Origin of the sequence: Bacillus sp. FJAT-49736 (genome assembly GCF_018343615.1) — a bacterium.
In the GTDB taxonomy this organism is placed as follows: Bacteria; Bacillota; Bacilli; order Bacillales; family Bacillaceae_C; genus Margalitia.
Genome location: NZ_JAGYPI010000003.1, coordinates 402,478 through 421,785, shown reverse-complemented (window position 1 = coordinate 421,785; position 19,308 = coordinate 402,478). Strand labels below are relative to the sequence as shown.

General features: G+C 39.1%; 17 protein-coding genes and 1 rRNA gene. 5 read left to right on the top strand and 13 right to left on the bottom strand.

Annotated elements, in window-relative coordinates:
• Positions 1 to 24: 24 nt before the first annotated feature.
• Both KHA87_RS18120 and KHA87_RS18115 read right to left on the bottom strand, forming a co-directional pair.
• Positions 25 to 1,577, bottom strand: a 16S ribosomal RNA gene (locus KHA87_RS18120).
• 230 nt (positions 1,578 to 1,807) lie between these two features.
• A complete protein-coding gene (locus KHA87_RS18115; protein WP_213095579.1) occupies positions 1,808 to 2,683 on the bottom strand; it encodes a nucleotidyltransferase-like protein in 876 nt (291 codons plus the stop codon).
• A 147-nt stretch (positions 2,684 to 2,830) separates the two neighbouring features.
• On the opposite strand from KHA87_RS18115, the gene KHA87_RS18110 reads away from it, so the two are divergent.
• Positions 2,831 to 3,196 (top strand): YgzB family protein, encoded by a 366-nt coding sequence (locus KHA87_RS18110; protein WP_213095578.1) that lies wholly within the window; start codon positions 2,831 to 2,833, stop codon positions 3,194 to 3,196.
• Positions 3,197 to 3,252: 56 nt separating this feature from the next.
• On the opposite strand, the gene perR is transcribed toward KHA87_RS18110, so the two are convergent.
• From perR to KHA87_RS18085, 5 genes are all read right to left on the bottom strand, one after another.
• The gene (gene perR, locus KHA87_RS18105; RefSeq protein ID WP_249310576.1) at positions 3,253 to 3,699 is read right to left on the bottom strand and encodes a peroxide-responsive transcriptional repressor PerR; all 447 of its coding nucleotides are present in this window, start codon (positions 3,697 to 3,699) and stop codon (positions 3,253 to 3,255) included.
• A gap of 85 nt (positions 3,700 to 3,784) precedes the next feature.
• On the bottom strand, positions 3,785 to 4,333 hold the full coding sequence (locus KHA87_RS18100; RefSeq protein WP_213095576.1) for a cob(I)yrinic acid a,c-diamide adenosyltransferase: 549 nt from the start codon (positions 4,331 to 4,333) through the stop codon (positions 3,785 to 3,787).
• Between the two features lies 1 nt (position 4,334).
• A complete protein-coding gene (locus KHA87_RS18095; RefSeq protein WP_213095575.1) occupies positions 4,335 to 5,285 on the bottom strand; it encodes a D-2-hydroxyacid dehydrogenase in 951 nt (316 codons plus the stop codon).
• Between the two features lie 389 nt (positions 5,286 to 5,674).
• Entirely contained in the window at positions 5,675 to 6,148 is a 474-nt protein-coding gene (gene bcp, locus KHA87_RS18090) for a thioredoxin-dependent thiol peroxidase (protein WP_213095574.1), read from the bottom strand.
• A 67-nt stretch (positions 6,149 to 6,215) separates the two neighbouring features.
• Entirely contained in the window at positions 6,216 to 6,635 is a 420-nt protein-coding gene (locus KHA87_RS18085; RefSeq protein WP_213095573.1) for an ion channel, read from the bottom strand.
• A gap of 150 nt (positions 6,636 to 6,785) precedes the next feature.
• Between KHA87_RS18085 and KHA87_RS18080 the strand changes: the two genes are divergently transcribed.
• Positions 6,786 to 8,072: a glutamate-1-semialdehyde 2,1-aminomutase gene (locus KHA87_RS18080; protein ID WP_213095572.1), complete on the top strand. Its 1,287-nt coding sequence runs from the start codon at positions 6,786 to 6,788 to the stop codon at positions 8,070 to 8,072.
• A gap of 145 nt (positions 8,073 to 8,217) precedes the next feature.
• Here the strand turns inward: KHA87_RS18080 and KHA87_RS18075 are convergent, their stop codons facing one another.
• Entirely contained in the window at positions 8,218 to 8,397 is a 180-nt protein-coding gene (locus KHA87_RS18075; protein ID WP_213095571.1) for a hypothetical protein, read from the bottom strand.
• A gap of 327 nt (positions 8,398 to 8,724) precedes the next feature.
• On the opposite strand from KHA87_RS18075, the gene KHA87_RS18070 reads away from it, so the two are divergent.
• Positions 8,725 to 9,810, top strand: a complete 1,086-nt coding sequence (locus KHA87_RS18070; protein WP_213095570.1) for an FUSC family protein — start codon at positions 8,725 to 8,727, stop codon at positions 9,808 to 9,810.
• A gap of 33 nt (positions 9,811 to 9,843) precedes the next feature.
• On the opposite strand, the gene KHA87_RS18065 is transcribed toward KHA87_RS18070, so the two are convergent.
• From KHA87_RS18065 to KHA87_RS18050, 4 genes are all read right to left on the bottom strand, one after another.
• Positions 9,844 to 11,592, bottom strand: coding sequence for an ABC transporter ATP-binding protein (locus KHA87_RS18065; protein ID WP_213095569.1), 1,749 nt, complete (start codon positions 11,590 to 11,592; stop codon positions 9,844 to 9,846).
• A 93-nt stretch (positions 11,593 to 11,685) separates the two neighbouring features.
• A complete protein-coding gene (gene ntdP, locus KHA87_RS18060) occupies positions 11,686 to 12,216 on the bottom strand; it encodes a nucleoside tri-diphosphate phosphatase (RefSeq protein ID WP_213095568.1) in 531 nt (176 codons plus the stop codon).
• Positions 12,217 to 12,401: 185 nt separating this feature from the next.
• Positions 12,402 to 12,653: a YgaB family protein gene (locus KHA87_RS18055; protein WP_213095567.1), complete on the bottom strand. Its 252-nt coding sequence runs from the start codon at positions 12,651 to 12,653 to the stop codon at positions 12,402 to 12,404.
• Between the two features lie 326 nt (positions 12,654 to 12,979).
• Entirely contained in the window at positions 12,980 to 13,183 is a 204-nt protein-coding gene (locus tag KHA87_RS18050) for a gamma-type small acid-soluble spore protein (RefSeq protein ID WP_213095566.1), read from the bottom strand.
• Positions 13,184 to 13,524: 341 nt separating this feature from the next.
• On the opposite strand from KHA87_RS18050, the gene KHA87_RS18045 reads away from it, so the two are divergent.
• The gene (locus tag KHA87_RS18045; RefSeq protein WP_213095600.1) at positions 13,525 to 13,701 is read left to right on the top strand and encodes a hypothetical protein; all 177 of its coding nucleotides are present in this window, start codon (positions 13,525 to 13,527) and stop codon (positions 13,699 to 13,701) included.
• Between the two features lie 16 nt (positions 13,702 to 13,717).
• Here the strand turns inward: KHA87_RS18045 and gltC are convergent, their stop codons facing one another.
• On the bottom strand, positions 13,718 to 14,623 hold the full coding sequence (gene gltC, locus KHA87_RS18040; protein ID WP_213095565.1) for a glutamate biosynthesis transcriptional regulator GltC: 906 nt from the start codon (positions 14,621 to 14,623) through the stop codon (positions 13,718 to 13,720).
• 130 nt (positions 14,624 to 14,753) lie between these two features.
• Between gltC and gltB the strand changes: the two genes are divergently transcribed.
• Complete coding sequence (gene gltB, locus KHA87_RS18035; protein WP_213095564.1) at positions 14,754 to 19,295, top strand: glutamate synthase large subunit; 4,542 nt, start codon at positions 14,754 to 14,756, stop codon at positions 19,293 to 19,295.
• Positions 19,296 to 19,308: the final 13 nt, after the last annotated feature.

Sequence of the window (19,308 nt, the reverse complement as noted above, 5' to 3'; positions counted from 1 at the left end):
TAAGTGGTCTTCCATTATCCTTAGAAAGGAGGTGATCCAGCCGCACCTTCCGATACGGCTACCTTGTTACGACTTCACCCCAATCATCTGTCCCACCTTCGGCGGCTGGCTCCAAAAGGTTACCTCACCGACTTCGGGTGTTACAAACTCTCGTGGTGTGACGGGCGGTGTGTACAAGGCCCGGGAACGTATTCACCGCGGCATGCTGATCCGCGATTACTAGCGATTCCGGCTTCATGCAGGCGAGTTGCAGCCTGCAATCCGAACTGAGAATGGTTTTATGGGATTGGCTAAACCTCGCGGTCTCGCAGCCCTTTGTACCATCCATTGTAGCACGTGTGTAGCCCAGGTCATAAGGGGCATGATGATTTGACGTCATCCCCACCTTCCTCCGGTTTGTCACCGGCAGTCACCTTAGAGTGCCCAACTGAATGCTGGCAACTAAGGTCAAGGGTTGCGCTCGTTGCGGGACTTAACCCAACATCTCACGACACGAGCTGACGACAACCATGCACCACCTGTCACTCTGTCCCCCGAAGGGGAACGCCCTATCTCTAGGGTTGTCAGAGGATGTCAAGACCTGGTAAGGTTCTTCGCGTTGCTTCGAATTAAACCACATGCTCCACCGCTTGTGCGGGCCCCCGTCAATTCCTTTGAGTTTCAGCCTTGCGGCCGTACTCCCCAGGCGGAGTGCTTAATGCGTTAGCTGCAGCACTAAAGGGCGGAAACCCTCTAACACTTAGCACTCATCGTTTACGGCGTGGACTACCAGGGTATCTAATCCTGTTCGCTCCCCACGCTTTCGCGCCTCAGCGTCAGTTACAGACCAGAGAGTCGCCTTCGCCACTGGTGTTCCTCCACATCTCTACGCATTTCACCGCTACACGTGGAATTCCACTCTCCTCTTCTGCACTCAAGTCTCCCAGTTTCCAATGACCCTCCACGGTTGAGCCGTGGGCTTTCACATCAGACTTAAGAAACCGCCTGCGCGCGCTTTACGCCCAATAATTCCGGACAACGCTTGCCACCTACGTATTACCGCGGCTGCTGGCACGTAGTTAGCCGTGGCTTTCTGGTTAGGTACCGTCAAGGTACCGCCCTATTCGAACGATACTTGTTCTTCCCTAACAACAGAGTTTTACGATCCGAAAACCTTCATCACTCACGCGGCGTTGCTCCGTCAGACTTTCGTCCATTGCGGAAGATTCCCTACTGCTGCCTCCCGTAGGAGTCTGGGCCGTGTCTCAGTCCCAGTGTGGCCGATCACCCTCTCAGGTCGGCTACGCATCGTCGCCTTGGTGAGCCGTTACCTCACCAACTAGCTAATGCGCCGCGGGTCCATCTGTAAGTGATAGCCGAAGCCATCTTTCAATCTTCTCTCATGCGAGAAAAGAAGTTATCCGGTATTAGCTCCGGTTTCCCGAAGTTATCCCAGTCTTACAGGCAGGTTACCCACGTGTTACTCACCCGTCCGCCGCTAATCATCAGGGAGCAAGCTCCCATCTGATTCGCTCGACTTGCATGTATTAGGCACGCCGCCAGCGTTCGTCCTGAGCCAGGATCAAACTCTCCAAAAAGATGTTTGATATAGCTCATAAAAATTTAAAACATTGACGTTTTGTTCTGTTTAGTTTTCAATGATCAATCCGCTGTTCTTTCGTGACAGCGACTTTATTATCTTATCAAAGTGTTTTCTCTTTGTCAACACTTTTTTATTTTCCTCGTCGCTGTTTCGAATCAACATCTAGCAGCGACGTTTATTAATATAACAAGTTTTGATTCAATCGTCAATACATAAATTAATATTTTACAATAATTTTTTTGATACACAATAATGACGGTGATAAATACCTGGTCCTTTTGTTTCAATCCTAACTTCTTCTATAAAATGTTTTTCTAATAGAAATTCTAAAAGCATACTTAAATCAATATCATAATGCTCTAGCTCAGAATTAGAAAGAAGATCCTGAATGGTCCATTCATCCTCGGTCGCCATAATTCCTAACAAATGCGCGGCACCGAAGCGAGTTCTGGAATGAATTAAAAACTCACTTGCTATAAAGAGTAACTCTAATCTTTTTTCAAGAGGCTCTTCACTTGTTATCAATTCTTCATATAACTTAAAGATCTCTGGCTCCATTTGTTTTACTTGGTTCCAGACTGTGATTTCAGGATGAAAGCCCTTTTCAATTACAGCAAGACGTGCTAGATGGTGTAATGCATGTGCAACATGATTATATGCATCTAAGTACTGCTTATTATCAAAGAACGCTTTTCCTTCCATATATCTGCGAACTAGCTTTGCAAATTCCAGGCCAATCTTTAGCTTTCGATCAGAGAACGGAAAATCCTGAAGCTCTTCTCTCAAATTTGATATATACTCATTGCGGTCAAAAAGTATTCTTCCGTGTAGAATCCATTCTACAATTTTTCGATTTGTTCCTAATAATAACCATTCACGTAATTGATCCGCTCTTACAATATGCAAAGAAGCTTTTTTATCATCATATGTATAATGTTTTATGTAGACAGGTGTTTCCACATCTTTCACTACAATTAATAGAACCGCATCGAATGTATCTGTAACAGCGCTTGTATTTTGTACCTTTTCAATAATAAGCACGCCCAGTGTATTTAATTGGCTTGCTCTTTCTTGGTATATTGGTCGAAGGATATCCTCCATATTCAATTCCTCCAATAGTCCTTTATAAACATATACTTCGACAATAATATTAAATTTCCTCCTATTTGAAAAGTACTAATTCTGTCCAATTTGTTACTCTACCATTTCCGTTAGTTTGTGATATAGTAGCATTTAGGAGGGACATTGATGGCAAAATACTCAAGTAAAATAAATAAGATTCGCACATTTGCGTTAAGCTTAATATTTGTTGGATTTATTATTATGTACATTGGTATCTTTTTTAGATCCCATTTTTGGGTAATGACCATATTTATGCTCTTAGGATTATTGTCCATTATAGCAAGTACAGTAGTATATTTTTGGATAGGAATGCTATCTACAAAAGCGGTGCAGGTTGTCTGTCCAAATTGTAATAAACCAACAAAAATATTAGGACGCGTCGATATGTGCATGCATTGTAGGGAACCATTAACATTGGATCCAAATTTAGAGGGTAAAGATTTTGACGAAAACTACAATCGAAAATCCGAGCAGGCAAAACAGGATAAGTAAAAAAAGAATGGTTTCGAGTGTCTCGAACCATTCTTTTTTATGTTGTTTAGTCATTTTTAATGCACACTTTGATTTTTACTACAGTCCGAACAAGTACCGTAAATTTCCATGCGATGGTGGCTCACCTTAAATCCAGTTACATGAGAAGCGAGCTGTTCCACTTCATCAAGTCCTGGATAGTGAAAATCAACAATCTTTCCACATTCTTCGCAGATTACATGATAATGATTGGTTGTTACAAAATCAAAACGGCTTGATGAATCTCCGTATGTTAGTTCCTTTACTAGACCAACCTCGCGAAATACACGCAAGTTATTATATACAGTAGCGACACTCATATTCGGGAATTTCCCTTCAAGTGCCTTATAGATTTCATCCGCGGTAGGATGTGACATTGATTGAATTAAATATTCCAATATCGCATGACGTTGAGGAGTAATTCTAACTCCTGTTTCCTTTAAGGTATCAATAGCTTCCTTCATTTGATGCTCAGACACCGCCATGCACCTCTTTTCTAAAAAGAATTTATTATTACTTTATAATATCTATAATTAGTTTACTAACTAAAAGGCAATTCTGTCAATGTTTTCACGACCCATGAAGGGTTTTTTCATTTTCATTTAGACGTAAATTAATGAAACGTGCAGCAACAAACAGAAAATCAGACAGACGATTTAGATAGGAAAGCACTAATGGATTTACATTCTCAACGGAAACCGCACATCTCTCCGCTCTGCGGACAACCGTTCGAGCATAATGTAATCCCGCTCCAGCAGGATGACCTCCCGGAAGAATAAAATTATTTAAAGGGGGTAATTCCTTATCCCATTTATCAATAGTATGCTCTAAAACATCAATATCTTCTTCTTTTAATTTCCACTTTACTTCTTTACTAGGAGGTGTAGATAATTCAGCTCCAACGTGGAAGAGAGCTGTTTGCACTATATGAAAAATCTCCTCGACTTCCTTCTTTTCCTGAAAGGAAGCTTCATTTAAAAAGCTTAATGCCTGGCCAATAGCAGAATTCGCTTCATCACATGTCCCATATGCTTCTACCCGAATATCATCTTTAGGAATTCTTGTTCCATAAACCAATGATGTTGTTCCTTTATCACCAGTCTTTGTGTATATTTTCATTTTAATACCCCTTTTCTATATCAATCACGTTTATAAAGTTCTCTTGTTTATTAATATATGTACGAAGGTTGTGCTTTAATATTTCAAACGATCTTGGAAGATAAAGATTTGTATTACTAGAAATATGCGGTGTAATGGTTACATTATTCATATGCCAAAACGGATGCGTAGATGGCAGTGGTTCCTCTTCAAACACATCTAAAAATGCATGCTCAATTAATTCTTCCTGCATTACTTGCATTAATAATTCCGTTTTCACTGCATCCCCTCTGCCAATATTGATGAAAACGGCAGATTTTTTCATTCTTTCAAAATGTCGCTTTTGATAAAAATGCTTCGTTGCAGAAGTGCTAGGTAAGATATTGATAATAAAATCAGCATTTATGAGTCCTTCTTCAATAGAGGATAAGGTTAACATTTCATCAAAGTGGTTTGTTTTCGAGCCACTTTTGTTCACACCTATCGTTTTCATTCCGAATGCACTTGCAAGCCTGGCTATCTCACTACCAATAGAACCAGCACCAACAATTAAGACGGTCTGCCCGGAAAGCTCGATGATTGGAAGCCCCTTTTTCCACAGATGCTCTTTTTGCTGTTCTTGCATGATAGGAAATTGCTTTGCATATTGAAGCATCAAACCAATGGTGAATTCAGCCATCGGAATTTTATGAATACCTCGGGCATTCGTTATTAGGATGCCCCTATCTTTTATTGCTTGTAAGGGCATTTTCTCCAGTCCGGCGGATGTGACCATAATCCATTTTAATTGCTCCGCCATTTCGATATGCCTTTCTGTTAGATCCTCGCCATAAGTGACAATTACCTCTGCATTTTGAAGCTCTTCTTCAGCGTTATGTATATCGGAATAAAAGGAGAATGGTACATTTGGAAAACTCTCCATTAAGTCATACTTCAAATCCTCAGGCGGTACAAATGTAAAGATTGTTTTCATGCTCTTCCCCCTACTTAAGACTGTTTAAGTTAATTGTATCATTTAAATAATTTTATGAAAATTAAGCACAAATGCGTAAGGAAGGGCCTTGCATGTCTCCGAACGGATTTGGGAGTGTTCGATGAAAGATTTTGGAAACCGTGCTCAGGTAGTTCATTAGCGAGGAGACGTAAATCAACTAAACTATTGCGGCTTGCGCTAGACATAGTCAATTTTATAATAGGTTACCCACAAGGTTTTAAAATAAAAAAGGGGTCGAAAGAATCGACCCTAAAAAGACTATCTGAGGAGGTATGCCCTAGTATACTGTATGTCAATTGCTTTAATTGGAGTGGACAAATGTCATTATCTTTATAAAATAGGCAATAATTTATGATGGCTTTTTACCTTTAAGAAAGATTTTCCTTAATAAAGGATAAAGCTTCTTCTACATGTCCATCCACTTTGACTTTTCGCCATTCTTTTGCAATCCTTCCTTCTTTATCAATAATAAAGGTGCTTCTTTCTATTCCCATGTATTCTTTTCCAAAATTCTTTTTCAGCTTCCAAACTTCGTATTCTTCCGCAACCTTATGATCGACATCTGCCAATAGAAGAAACGGCAAGCTGTATTTATCAATAAATTTTTGATGTGATTTGATTTCATCTGGACTAATTCCTAATATAACCGCATCCAAATTAGAAAAGCCCTTGTATGCATCACGGAAATCACAGGCTTCCGTTGTGCACCCTGGCGTCATATCCTTTGGATAAAAATATAGAACGACATGCTTTTTACCATTAAAATCAGATAATCTAACCATTTTACCGTTGCTTGCTTGCAATTCAAAATCAGGTGCTTTTGCGCCAATTTCTACAGACATGATTTCATCTCCCAAACAAATATTATTAATGTTAGCTTATCGAAACAGTTTCATGAAAGCAAACAAACTACTTTTTCTTTATATTCACCTGGTCAAAATCTAAAACGGACTTCACAACAAATGCAGCAGGAATGGTATACCCTATTAGCGCCTCCATTATAACAATTACCCTGCCAATCCCTAATGGAACTACATCACCAAAACCGACCGAAAATAATGTAACCGCACTTAAGTAAACGGAGGTATACAGTTTATGAAAATAAGAACCTTCAAGTTGTGAACCATGATCCATAATGATATTAAAACCTTTTATTTCTAATAATAAAAATATAAGCCCGAAGCCTATCATTAGCACACAATAGGCAAACGCCAAAAACAAGAAATTATCGAAGGATATTTGTTTATTTTTAAGCTTGTAAGAAAAAAACAATGTCCTTAAACTCATACAAATACATAAAATAACTAATACAATGAGGAGATTATACATTGGATTGCCCCTTTTTTTCCATACTGCTTGTCAATCTATTGTATTGTACGCTCGAAATATTTTTAGTATGAAACAAATCCGAGATTTATTGGACAGTATTTTAGGAAAGGACTAAAATGGAGGATGGATTTTGATATTGGAGGTATACATATGAATTTTTCTCAATCAGAACAATTACATAAGGAAGCATTAGAACATATTGTCGGCGGGGTAAACAGTCCATCCCGATCTTATAAAGCAGTAGGCGGAGGTTCGCCGGTGGCTATGAAAAGAGCACAAGGAGCGTATTTCTGGGATGTAGATGATAATCGCTATATTGATTATCTAGCTGCATATGGTCCCATCATTACTGGTCATGCTCACCCGCATGTAACCGAAGCGATTAAAAACGCAGCAGAGAATGGTGTTTTATACGGAACTCCAACTCCATTCGAAGTGAAGTTTGCCAAAATGTTAAAAGAAGCGATGCCAGCGTTGGATAAGGTTCGCTTCGTTAATTCAGGAACAGAGGCAGTGATGACTACTATCCGGGTTGCTCGTGCCTTTACCGGACGGGACAAAATCATTAAATTTGAAGGATGCTATCATGGCCATTCCGATCTTGTATTAGTAGCTGCAGGCTCTGGACCTTCTCAGCTTGGTATGCCGGATTCCGCTGGTGTTACGAAAAATATCGCTAAGGAAGTAATTACGGTACCATTTAATGATATCGAACCATTTATGGAAGCTTTAACTAAATGGGGTAATGAGGTTGCAGCTGTTCTAGTCGAGCCTATCGTCGGCAATTTCGGAATCGTGGAACCAATGCCTGGATTTTTGGAGCAAGTAAATGAACTTACACATAATGCTGGTGCACTTGTTATCTATGATGAAGTAATCACCGCATTCCGCTTTATGTATGGCGGCGCACAAAATCTACTTGGAATCACACCGGATTTAACTGCTATGGGAAAAATTATCGGTGGCGGTTTACCAATCGGTGCTTATGGCGGTCGCAAAGAAATCATGGAACAGGTCGCGCCTTTAGGTCCCGCTTATCAAGCTGGAACAATGGCTGGAAATCCTGCATCTATGCTGGCAGGTATCGCATGCTTAGAGGTTTTAAAAGAGGAAGGTGTATACGAACAATTAGATCATCTTGGCTCCATGCTGGAAACCGGAATCTTAGAAGCTGCGAAAAAATATAATACTCCGATTTCCGTTAATCGCCTTAAAGGTGCATTAACCGTATACTTTACCACCGAAAAAGTAGTGAACTATAAACAAGCGGAAGCTACCGATGGAGAAATGTTCGCGAAGTTCTTCAAATTAATGCTACACCAAGGAATTAACCTTGCTCCTTCTAAGTATGAAGCTTGGTTTATCACTACCGCACATACGGAAGAAGATATTAAAGAAACAATTAAAGCAGTAGATTATGCATTTTCACAATTGTAATAGGAACCAACCTAAAGGCATCCCCTTTAGGTTTTTTTATTTTTCAAAGCATACTCCTTCTCTTTTCCTCATATCATTCTTTAAACTGAAACTGGGACAAGATTTATACCCTTCGCAAATTCCCTGGTTCTTGGGTATGATAGTATTAACAATAAAATAATGCATTCTTACCGAAAAAGGATATTTGGGAAGCTTTCGCATATAAAACCATCCTAATATTAAGAAGAGATCCATTATTAATGGCTATTTTCGCATAAATTATTGCTTTTCGTATAAGTTCACCATCACGTTTAACTAAATGCTTCGTGGCGTCTGGTAAGATCATTTGCGAAAATCGCCTAGAAACTTAAGTATTCGAACCTTACTAAGTTCCAAAAAACAACAAAGTTTACGAAAAGAGCCTAATTAATAGCTATTTTCGCATAAATTGTTGATTTTCATATAAATTCATCAACTCGTATAACCAATGCTTAGTGCGAAAATCGCCTGGAAACTTAAGTATTTGAACCTTACTAAATTCCAAAAAACAACAAAATTTACTATAAGAGACTTATTCATATATTTTTCTCTTGATATTCTTGCCTTTCCCATGTATAGTGACTTAGGTTGAATTGAAAAGATTACTCATATTTTAAAGGGGATTAATTTTATCATGAAGCTTGGAGCCCGCATTTTTAAAACGGGAATAGCTATTGTCCTGGCATTATTCTTAGCGCGGTTAATGCATATGCCTAATGCTGTATTTGCTGGAATCGCCGCTATTTTTGCGATAAAGCCGACTATCTACCGATCTTATTTATCCATAATCGAACAGCTGCAAGGAAATATTATTGGTGCGGTTGTCGGGGTCGTATTAGTCATGCTATTTAATAATAATGTATTAGTTGTCGGTCTTGGTGCCATCATCACGATTATTATTATGGTGAGACTAAAACTTGAAAACAACGTAAGTCTTGGTCTCGTTACGATGATCGCTCTAATGGAAACGCCTGGAGAGCACTTTTTGCAATTTGCAGGAATTCGGTTTTCCACCTTATTACTTGGAATATTATCTGCTTTTATTGTTAATTTAATCTTTCTGCCGCCCAAATACGAAACGAAATTATATAATGGTATTTCTAAGGTGACAGAGGATGTGCTAAGATGGGTGCGACTGACGAGCCGCCACGCTGCTGAGCACCAACTACTAAAAAAAGATATCATTACCTTGAAGGAACGCTTACTAAGAGTAAACGAGTTTCTTTCGATGTATAAAGAAGAACGAAGCTATTTTAAAAAGTCTTCTATCGATAAACAACGAAAAGCAGTTGTGTATCGGCAAATGGTAACACTATTACAAAGCAGCTATGATATATTAAAAATTCTTCATCGCTACGAACAGGATTTCAGACAGCTCCCGCATACCATCAGTGAGCAATTACAGGAGCTACTGGATTCTATCATGGGGGATCATGAAAAATTATTACTGAAATTCCTGGGGAAAATACGAAAGGACTCCGAAATCGAGTCCATTCAACTGATGGAGGAACAAAGAAATCAATTAATGGAGATTTTCCTTCAAGAGGTTAAATCGGAATATTTTCCAAGTCAGGTACAGCAATTTCATTTTATGCGACTACTATCTGCCATTGTGGAATACCAGGAACAGCTGCAGCATTTTGAAAAACTTTTAGACAGCTTCCAATCCTTCCATAAGGATAAAAACGAAGTAAATGTAATCGAAATAAACGAAGAATAAGCCGGCACTTTGGATGCCGGCTTTTTTTACAGGTTACACATCTAATTGTTGAACCTGGAAGAGGTCAAAATAATGTCCTCTCTTCGCCATTAATTCTTCATGTTTCCCCATCTCCACTATTCGACCATGCTCAATCAATATAATTCTGTCAGCATGTGTTATAGTCGATAGACGGTGAGCGACAATGAATGTCGTGCGATCCTTCGCCAGCTCTTCCAATGATTCCTGGATGAGATGCTCACTCTCTAAGTCTAATGCAGATGTTGCTTCATCAAGCACTAATATAGGAGGGTTTTTTAAAAACACTCTTGCAATGGCAATTCTCTGCTTTTGACCTCCTGACAGCTTTACGCCCCGTTCCCCAACCTGTGTTTCATATCCATTTGGCAAATTTAAAATGAATTCGTGAGCATTTGCTGCCTTAGCTGCTTCATACACCTCTTCATCCGATGCATTTGGCTTTCCTAATAAAATATTGGCTTTAATCGATTCACTGAAAAGAATACTATCCTGAAGCACCATCCCGATCTTATCCCTCAGGCTTCTTACTTCAAATTTACGAATATCGGTTCCATCCAGAAGGATAGCTCCTTCCGTGACATCATAAAATCTTGGAATCAGGCTTACTAGGGAAGATTTCCCTCCTCCACTCATCCCGACTAATGCAACCGTTTCTCCTACTTCAATATCCAAATTAATATCCTTTAATACAGGTTCTTCCTCTTTGTCGTAGGCAAAGCTGATATGATCAAACTTTATATTCCCTACAACATCTTCACATTGTATTGCATCCGGACGGTCATCAATATCATATTTTTGATCCATTAACTCAAATACTCGGTCCATAGAAGCGAAGGCTTGAGTTAAAGTGGTACCTGAATTGACCAATCGGCGTAATGGGCTATAAAGATTATCAATATAAGCAATAAACGCAGCCATCGTTCCAACAGACAGATTCCCTTGAATGACTTGATATCCTGCATAACCAATGATGATTAATGGAGCAACATCGGTAATCGTATTCACAACAGCAAATGATTTCGCCGTCCATCTTGTATGAGTTAAGGCTTTTTCCAGGAAGTTTGTATTGCGTTTACTAAACTGCTTTTGTTCATGGTCCTCAATCGCAAAGCTTTTAATAACAGCCATACCTTGCACTCTTTCATGTAAATAGCCTTGAACCTCGGCCAATGCTTGCGAACGATTTCGGGTAAACTTGCGAAGATTGCCAAAGAAATATCGGACAGATACAACATAAAACGGAAAAACGATCAAAGAAACAAGCGTTAGTTTTACATCCATCTTAAACATAATAGAAATAGCGATAATGATGGTGGACATATCAAGCCACACATTCATCAGTCCTGTAATGACAAAGTCTTTCGTTTGCTCCACATCGTTTATTACACGGGAAATGACCTCACCGCCACGTGTATTGGCATAATATTTAAAGCTGAGCTTTTGCAAATGTGTAAATAATCGATCGCGAATATCATATAAAATTTTACTTGCCGTCCATTGCGCAAAATATTGCCGAAAGTATTCAACAGGCGGACGGGCAATGATAAAAATACCCATCATGATAGCCAGCCAAAAAATTAACTTAGATGTTTTCTCATGAGTGGTAAGTGAATGGCTACCAATTACATCATCAATAACATATTTAATAAATAAAGGAATCAGCAATGGAATAGCAAATTTTATAATTCCAATGATAAATGTGCCGATAATTTGAAGCTTATATGGTTTTACAAATTTTAAATATCTTTTTATACTTCCCACGTAAATCCTCCCTTAAATGAACCATATTATTTTACCCCAAAATAAAAAGCACTACTAGAATAGTGCTCCTTTCGAAAATAATTTCAAATATGGTCAAGAGCGGTATGTCAAATATCTTTCATACCAAATATCAATAAAATCGGGAGAAAACGGGCCTTTTCGTTGTCTAATCCAGCGAACCAGGTTGTCCACATTTCGTTTCAAGATATGATCAATGACATCTGGATATCCCATTTGCTTCCGATGATATTCATATTCATCTTCATCCAAGAGGGTATAGGTCATATCCGGAAATACTTTAATATCCAAATCATAGTCTATATATTTTAACGCTTCGTTATCATATACAAACGGAGAGCCGAGGTTACAGTAATAGTAAATTCCATCCTCCCGTATCATTCCGATAATATTAAACCAATGATCCGAATGGAAGTAACAAATTGCCGGTTCTCTGGTAACCCATGTTCTTCCGTCTGATTCCGTAACAATGGTCCGATCATTCCCACCGATAACGAGAGATTTCGTTCCCTTTAGTACCGTTGTTTCATCCCAAACTCTGTGGATGAAACCATTATGTTTATAGCTATGTATTTGAATGGTCTCTCCTTCCACGGGAATCTTCATTATTCTCCCTTCTTTCGTCTTAGTTTTATTATCCATACATCCCCCTCATTGATAAATAATAATTGGTTTGAATAATTAAATTGATACTATATCCTTCATATCCTTAGTAAAATTGATTTTTTATTATTATAACGGTTTTTTCGAAAATTTAAAACAAAAAGAGAGTGACCATTCAGGTGCCACCCTCATGCAAACATTTTTGTTTCCTTATAAGTTCGAATGACTTCGTCCGTCTGTGACTCAAATATTTGTTGTATTTTTCTCAGTTCCATTTTCATATCCGATATTTCATTTTTTAAGCTTTCAAGTTCTGCTTCCTTTTGTAATTCAATAAGCTGCAATTCAAGTTCCTGGCATCTTTCTATTTCGGATTGTAAATATAATAACTGCTCCATTGTTTTCAATTGTTCAGAAATAATTTCACTGAAGTTATCCATTATGCACCATCCTTTTTTTCGTTCATCGCTTACAATTATGTAATTCGCTCTAGGAGAAAGAATCCCTTTGACTAGTTCTGTCGCTTTCCATGTGGTTTTGTCGAATATCTAAAAAGAGAAAATACGTTAGCTCTGGCGTATGTATTTTAGAGTTTTCGATCATAGAACGGCGTGGGACGGTGTGATGCCGACTTTCCATAGGGACGAGATATGGAAATTCTATAGGTGCATGCGTTAGAAAAGAAATATTTTTATTGGTCAAATTCCCGATATTATCTAAACAAAAAAAGGACATCCTCGATTCGGATGCCCCTTTTTACTTTGTTTTATTGTTGACCGAAGTTGCCTGAATTCTGCGATTTGCGGGATTCAGCTTGTTGGTTAGCTTGTCTTACAGATTGCACATCTGTTTCACTTCCGAACTCAGTTCCGAAAGAACCTTGAGCTCCACCTTGTGCAGATTGTGCATTTTGTTGTCTTACTTCTTGCGCATTAGTGCCAGATTGTGTTTTGTTTGTTTGCTTTGCCATGATTATCACCTCCACGGTCTTTAATGTAACCAATGCCATGAGTTGTTATGTAAGGATTTTAAAAAAATTTATTAAGTTGCTTTTCAAAGTATATTAGTAGATTCTATTGAAAAAAGTATTCTAAACATTACTGCTCATCTATTCATTGGTTTTGCCAATTAATTTTCTATATGAAACAATTTCACTTATCTGCACGGTGATTTTGTCCAATAGCCCTTTCTAAATGTCATTTCAGCTTACCTGCTCAATGCTTTCGCAATAATGATTCACAATATTATGCATAACACTTATTACATCTAAGAAAACTATAATTAGTTAACCTCACAAAGGAGTGTTCACGAATGAAAATAGAAAATGTACGGGACATGACGGAATTATCCATGATGTCAAAAACACAATGGACTGACGAAGAGCTTTCTCACTATCATCAGTCATTGCAGCAAATAGTACCTTATTTAAACGCAGAGGGCCAAACTATACATAGAGAAATTGTGGAGGAAATAACGCATCGCGGCTAACTGCGGGATTTGTCCATTACATTTGAAATCGGTATAACCGATCATAAAATGATTTTAGAAATTGATATAGGAGCTGTTCCGATGGAGCAAGCTCTCTTTTTTTCGGAGTAATAACACCGACAGATCGAAAAAATTCCGCTCCACTTAATTCAACCACGACTACATCCTTCGGCATATTATACGTTAAGGCAAGCTCTGGCAAAATAGCGATGCCAATTCCTGCTGCGACAAGTCCTTTAATAGTATCCATGTCCTCCCCCTCAAAGGCAATAACGGGGACAAATCCAGCCTTTTGACAAGCTTTCTCTATCATTTCCCTTATTGGCAGCCCAGATCGAAAAGTCACAAACCTTTCCTTTTCCAATTGATTAATACGAATAGATTTTTCCTTCGCTAGCTCATGATGCTCCGGCAGTATTAACAGCAATTTTTCCGTAAAAAAAATATCACCTGATACAGTTGAATGATCCGTTGGAACCGGGGCTGTAAATGCAATATCAATATCCCCCTTTTCCATTAAATTCAGTAGATAGGGAGTGGTTCCCTGTAATAATTGAAAATGCAATTTCGGATGCACCTCTCGGAATTGAGTGAATACCATTGAAAATGTATGAACTGATAAGCCAGTAGAAAATCCTAATCGAATGACACCTTTTTCCGGATTCAAAAACTCCTCTACCGTTTCTTTTGTTTTCTCAATTTCCATCAAAATTCTTTCGACATGCTCTAAAAATATTTTGCCTATAGAGGTGAGCCGGACATTCCTTCCCTCTCGTAAAAATAATGTCACACCAAGCTCCGCTTCTAGGAGGGCGATTTGTCTACTAATGGCAGATTGTGCAACATGCAATAGATCGGCTGCTTTTGTAACATGTTCATTTTTGGCAACCTCAAAAAAATAAATTAACTGTCTTAATTCCACATTTATCACAACCATTCTCATTTTGAGATTATTTCATTCTTAACTATATATTGTATAGATGAATTGTTTTGGAGTAAAATTTTTAATTATCAAACATTTCGGTATTTTTATATGGAAGGAATGTTAGCCTATGAATTCGTTTCGCCCTCCAATAAATTCTTACAGCCTATATCGTCAAGAATTTGAACATGATTCCTGTGGAATCGGTTTTTATGCAGACATAAAAGGTCGGCCGTCCCACGAAATTGTTTCCACAGCATTAGAGATGTTGAGGCGTCTTGATCATCGAGCCGGCAAAAGTGCTGATAAGTCCACAAGCGACGGCACAGGAATCCTGCTTCAAATTCCACACCAATTCTTTTCCTCTGTTTGTACGTTCGAACTCCCGGACCCAGGTGATTATGCTGTTGGAATGCTATTTTTGACAAAAGAAAAATCCACTCAGGAAGAAATAATAAATGAATTTGATTCATCATCCAAAAAAATGGGTTTAACTATTATTGGTGTCAGAACAGTTCCGGTTGATTCACAGCTATTAAGTCAACAAGCACGAGAAACAGAACCATGCATAAAGCAATTATTTATCAAACGAGGACAAAATGGTGATTTTTCCGCGCAGCTTTACTCCTTAAGAAAGAGAATCGAACAGAAATTTACATCTAAACTTTATATACCGAGCTTTTCCAATAGGACGATTGTATACAAAGGGATGCTTCACGCTGATCAATTACCCTTGTATTTCTCCGACTTATGCGACAAAAGATTCACTTCTAGCCTTGCTCTTATTCATTCCCGCTACAGCACCAACACATTTCCTAGCTGGGATAGAGCTCATCCAAATCGCGTCATAGCCCATAATGGAGAAATAAATACAATTAAAGGAAATATGAATTGGTTTAACGCTAAAAATATTTCTGATAAGGAAGTAATCGATCCTGCCGGAAGTGATTCGGCAATCTTTGATAATGTTTTAGAGTACCTTTTGCTAAAAGGTGTTTCACTCCCTAAGGCAGTTATGATGATGGTACCGGAGCCTTGGGAGAAAAACGATGAAATGCCTGCCGCTTTAAAAGCTTTCTACGAATATCAAAGTCAATGTATCGAACCATGGGATGGTCCAATGGCATTAGGCTTTTCGGATGGAATAATGGTCGGAGCCATATTAGACCGCAATGGCTTACGTCCCGGACGTTATTATATTACTCGGGATGACCGAATTATATTTGCCTCCGAAGTAGGTGTCGTGGATATTGAAAATGACATGATTTTGGAACGAAGACATTTAAAGCCCGGAGAATTATTACTAGTGGATACGGAGCAAGGACGGATTATTCCAAATGAAGAAATAAAAGAAGCTATTGCTTTAGAAGAGCCATATAGCGATTATCTTAAGGAATCGGTAATTAGCTTGAAGGATGAAGACTTTACAGCTCCGTTTATTTTCAATAAGAAAGAACTACTTTTTTTTCAGAAAATGTTTGGCTATACGTATGAAGAATTAACGAAAACGTTGAAGCCTATGGCTTTGGAAGCAAAGGAAGCAACTGGTGCAATGGGCATTGACACTCCACTTGCTGTTTTATCAGAAAATCCGCAGCTGTTATTCCATTATTTCAAGCAAGGCTTTTCCCAAGTAACCAATCCTCCCATTGATGCTATTAGAGAGGAATGTGTCATTTCTACTATTTCATGGATTGGTGAGAAAAGTCATCCGTTAGAGGGTTATAAAAAGGATAAAGTTAAAGTGAAGCTTCCCCATCCATTTTTGACCTTTTCGCAGTTTAATACTTTATCCAATTCAAGCTTGAATGCAGTAAAGATTGATGCAGTTTTCCACAAAGATACGGACTTAGCATCTACCCTACACGATATATGCAGCCAAGCAGTTCATGCTATCCAAAACGGTAGTGAATTAGTTATCCTAACAGATCGAATGGCGGACGAACGCTTGGCACCCATCCCTTCCCTGCTGGCAACATCTGCTCTTCATCATCACTTAATTCGAACTGGCAGTCGCAAAAAGGCAAGTATCGTTGTGGATACAGGGGAAGCTCGTGATTCTCATCAGATGGCTATGTTGCTTGGATATGGGGCAGATGCAATCCACCCATATCTTGCACTGGAAACAATTCATCTTTTAGCGGAGGAACATCATGTCAAGTTGGATCCAGAAAAAGCTATTCATAATTATATCCATGCACTTTTGAGTGGGGTTATTAAGATCATGTCTAAGGTTGGCATTTCTGCAATCCAGAGCTATCGCGGCGCACAGGCTTTTGAGGCGTTGGGGATATCGTCACCTGTGCTAAATCAATATTTTACGGGAACTGTTTCTCAAATAGAAGGAATTGGGTTAGAGGAAATTGCTTGCGAAGCCTTGATTCGTCATGAAAATGCAGTCCTTGCCTCAAACCAATACGATCCAACCCTAGATTCAGGAAGCGAGCTACAATGGCGTAAAAATGGCGAAATTCATCAATTTAATCCATTAAGTATCCATACTTTACAAAGAGCAGCGAGAACGAATAATAAGAAAGTTTATCAAGAGTTTGTAAGCATGAACGAGAATGGGCCGTTTACCACCATTCGCAGCCTGCTAAAAGTCGAAAGTCCCCGTGCTCCGATTTCAATAAAGGAGGTAGAGCCTGTAGAAAATATTTTAAAAAGATTTAAATCAGGTGCAATGTCCTATGGTTCATTGAGTAAAGAGGCTCACGAAGCCTTGGCCATTGCGATGAATCGAATTGGCGGCAAAAGCAATAGCGGTGAAGGCGGAGAAGAGATGGAACGCTTCCAAAGGGACTTAAATGGAGATCTCCGCAGAAGTGCCATTAAGCAGGTAGCATCCGGAAGATTTGGTGTAACAAGCTACTACCTTACAAATGCTGATGAAATTCAAATAAAAATGGCGCAAGGTGCAAAGCCTGGCGAAGGTGGACAGCTTCCAGGACAAAAGGTGTATCCATGGATTGCTGAAGTGAGAGGCTCTACACCAGGAGTTGGCTTAATCTCCCCTCCTCCTCACCATGACATTTATTCCATCGAAGACCTTGCCCAATTAATATATGACTTAAAAAGTGCTAACCCAAAAGCAAAAATAAGTGTAAAGCTTGTAGCAAAAGCAGGAGTCGGAACGATTGCTGCGGGGGTTGCAAAAGGCTTAGCAGATACAATTCTAATTAGCGGCCATGACGGAGGAACTGGTGCCTCCCCAAGAACAAGCATTAAGCATGCAGGAATCCCATGGGAAATCGGGCTATCCGAAGCGCATCAAACACTTGCACTAAATGGTTTAAGAAGTAAGGTTACTCTAGAAGTAGATGGGAAACTAATGACTGGAAAAGACGTTGTCGTTGCAGCATGCTTAGGAGCCCAAGAATTCGGATTTGCAACAGCACCACTCGTGGTCCTTGGCTGCTTGATGATGAGAGCCTGTCACCTAGATACATGCCCTGTTGGAATTGCTACCCAGAATCCCCTTTTGCGTGAAAAATTTGCAGGAAGTCCGGACCATATCGTGAACTATATGTATTTTATTGCAGAAGAGGTTCGCGAAATTTTAGCCAGCTGCGGCTATCGCAGTCTAGATGAAATAGTCGGCGATACGAATCTTTTAAAAATAAAAGAAGACGTTGCATCTCATTGGAAAGCAAAGTACCTTAATTTAAGTTCCCTTTTATATAAAGTAACCACTCCAAACGAACTCTCACTCCATCAGGGACAGGATCACGAATTAGAAAATCGCTTTGACCAACGCCTTGTAATACCAAGGTTAAACAATGCTCTTGATCAACAACAAAAAGTGGTTCTCCAATTCGATATTCAAAATACGGACCGTTCTGCCGGAACAGGTATAGGTAATCTTATAACAGCTAAATACGGAGCCGGTGGTTTATCCGAGGACCATATTCACATTAAATTAAGAGGTTCAGCTGGTCAAAGTCTTGGTGCCTTTATTCCGAACGGCTTAACTATAAGCTTAGAGGGAGATGCAAACGATTATGCAGGAAAAGGTTTATCTGGTGGGAAGCTGATTATTAAGCCAGATAACAATTGGAGCATTCCACAAACAGATGCTATTGTTGGAAACACCTCATTATTTGGAGCTACCTCTGGTGAAGCATATATTCGAGGGATAGCTGGTCAGCGTTTCGCTGTCCGAAATAGTGGTGCCAAAGCGGTAGTGGAAGGTGTCGGTGATCATGGGTGTGAATATATGACCGGTGGCAAGGTTGTCATTCTAGGTTCCATTGGCAAAAACTTCGCGGCAGGTATGTCAGGAGGAATCGCTTATATTTTCACTGGTTTCTCCAATCAAGAAGAAATATTGCCATATATAAATCGCGAGCTTGTAGATATCGAACAGACAGCAAGTGAAAATGAACTTCTCGAGCTTCATCAATTAATCTCCAAACATCATCTGTACACAGGAAGTCCAAAGGCAAAGGCCATTTTGAAGCATTGGAAGCAGCTTAAAAAGCATTTTTTGAAAATCATTCCTTATGAATATAAAAATATGATTAGGATGATAGAAGATCTGCAAACACGCGGCATTTCATATGAAGAGGCAACACTTTCTGCCTTTACTATCAAAAAGGAAGGAAAATTAATGGAAGCCTTGTATGAGATAGAATCCTTTCCATCATCTTTACAAGATAGCCAAACTATCTGATTGGAAATATACA

Excerpts from the sequence above, each read along its gene's own strand:
- perR (WP_249310576.1), bottom strand. The coding sequence starts at position 3,699 with ATGGCGGTGTCTGAGCATCAAATGAAGGAAGCTATTGATACCTTAAAG.
- KHA87_RS18100 (WP_213095576.1), bottom strand. The coding sequence starts at position 4,333 with ATGAAAATATACACAAAGACTGGTGATAAAGGAACAACATCATTGGTT.
- KHA87_RS18115 (WP_213095579.1), bottom strand. The coding sequence starts at position 2,683 with ATGGAGGATATCCTTCGACCAATATACCAAGAAAGAGCAAGCCAATTA.
- gltB (WP_213095564.1), top strand. The coding sequence starts at position 14,754 with ATGAATTCGTTTCGCCCTCCAATAAATTCTTACAGCCTATATCGTCAA.
- KHA87_RS18080 (WP_213095572.1), top strand. The coding sequence starts at position 6,786 with ATGAATTTTTCTCAATCAGAACAATTACATAAGGAAGCATTAGAACAT.
- ntdP (WP_213095568.1), bottom strand. The coding sequence starts at position 12,216 with ATGAAGATTCCCGTGGAAGGAGAGACCATTCAAATACATAGCTATAAA.
- bcp (WP_213095574.1), bottom strand. The coding sequence starts at position 6,148 with ATGTCTGTAGAAATTGGCGCAAAAGCACCTGATTTTGAATTGCAAGCA.
- KHA87_RS18085 (WP_213095573.1), bottom strand. The coding sequence starts at position 6,635 with ATGTATAATCTCCTCATTGTATTAGTTATTTTATGTATTTGTATGAGT.
- KHA87_RS18070 (WP_213095570.1), top strand. The coding sequence starts at position 8,725 with ATGAAGCTTGGAGCCCGCATTTTTAAAACGGGAATAGCTATTGTCCTG.
- KHA87_RS18075 (WP_213095571.1), bottom strand. The coding sequence starts at position 8,397 with ATGATCTTACCAGACGCCACGAAGCATTTAGTTAAACGTGATGGTGAA.
- KHA87_RS18055 (WP_213095567.1), bottom strand. The coding sequence starts at position 12,653 with ATGGATAACTTCAGTGAAATTATTTCTGAACAATTGAAAACAATGGAG.
- KHA87_RS18095 (WP_213095575.1), bottom strand. The coding sequence starts at position 5,285 with ATGAAAACAATCTTTACATTTGTACCGCCTGAGGATTTGAAGTATGAC.
- KHA87_RS18045 (WP_213095600.1), top strand. The coding sequence starts at position 13,525 with ATGAAAATAGAAAATGTACGGGACATGACGGAATTATCCATGATGTCA.
- KHA87_RS18050 (WP_213095566.1), bottom strand. The coding sequence starts at position 13,183 with ATGGCAAAGCAAACAAACAAAACACAATCTGGCACTAATGCGCAAGAA.
- KHA87_RS18110 (WP_213095578.1), top strand. The coding sequence starts at position 2,831 with ATGGCAAAATACTCAAGTAAAATAAATAAGATTCGCACATTTGCGTTA.